Source organism: Yinghuangia aomiensis (assembly GCF_039542225.1).
Classification (GTDB): domain Bacteria; phylum Actinomycetota; class Actinomycetes; order Streptomycetales; family Streptomycetaceae; genus Yinghuangia; species Yinghuangia aomiensis.
The window spans coordinates 1-1,099 of the sequence record NZ_BAABHS010000095.1 but is presented as its reverse complement, the minus strand read 5'-3'; the positions used below and the strand labels follow the sequence as shown (position 1 = coordinate 1,099).

Here is a 1,099-nt window from a genome sequence, read left to right as displayed (position 1 = left end):
TAGGGCCTGTTCTGGGTTCGGATCACGGTCGTGTGGGGAGGCTGCGGAGCCAGATCATGGCGCCGCGTAGGTGGAGTCCGGCGAGGTAGCTGTCGGGGGTTTTGTCGGTTCGGAAGGCTATGCCGCGCCAGTCCTTCATGCGGTTGATGCAGCGTTCGGCGGTGTTGCGCTGCTTGTAGAGCTCGGGGTCGTGGCTGACCGGGCGGCCGCCGTGTCGGCCTTTGCGTTTGCGGTTGGCGGCCTGGTCGGCCTTCTCCGGGATCACCGCTTTGATGCCGCGTCGGCGCAGGTAGGCGCGGTTGGCGCGGGAGGAGTACGCCTTGTCGCCGGCCGCTGCGTCCGGCCGGGTGCGCGGGCGGCCGACGGACCCTCGGACCTTGATCTTGTCCATGACCGGGACGAACTGCGGGCTGTCGGCGGCCTGTCCGGGGGTCAGCACGATGGACAGCGGGCGGCACCGCCGGTCGGCGGCGAGGTGGACCTTGCTGGTCAGCCCGCCACGGGATCGGCCCAGGCCGGCTGCCTTCAGCCGGGCTTTGCGACGCCGGCGTTCCGCCCGCCGCTGTTCCCGCTCGGGGTCGGCCGGTTCCTCGGGCGGCTCGGCAACGGCGTCCTTTCGTCCCTTTCGCGGAGCCCCTTTTCCTCGGTCGCGGCTTTCGTCAGGTCGTCCAGGAGCGCGGGGTCCAGAGCCATCCCGGCAGCGTGGTGGTGCGCGCGTGCGGTGGTCGAGTCGACGCTGACCAGGCCGAGGTCGACGTCGCCGCGGGCCGCGGCCTCCGCGATCATCGCGTCCATAACGGACTGGAAGATCCCCGCGCGGGCCCACATCCGGAACCGGTCGTAGACCGTCGACCAGGAACCGTAGCGATCCGGGACGTCCCGCCACGGGCTGTTGGTCCTGAACCGCCACATCACCGCGTTGAAGTAGCTCCGCAGGTCAGGGATCGGTCCGGACACCCCCAGAGGCAGGTGCGGCTCGACCAACTCCCACTCGCCATCCGACAGATCACCCCGGGTCATGCCGTCCGGTCTACCGCATTCCCCCGGCCGCCGAGGCCGGAATGACCCGATCGTGATCCGAACTCAGAACAGGCCCTAG

At 70.0% G+C, this 1,099-nt stretch carries 1 pseudogene; it reads right to left on the bottom strand.

The features are described from left to right. Positions 1–22: 22 nt before the first annotated feature. A pseudogene (locus tag ABEA93_RS41975) lies at positions 23–1,020 on the bottom strand (IS5 family transposase). Between the last annotated feature and the right edge of the window lie 79 nt (positions 1,021–1,099).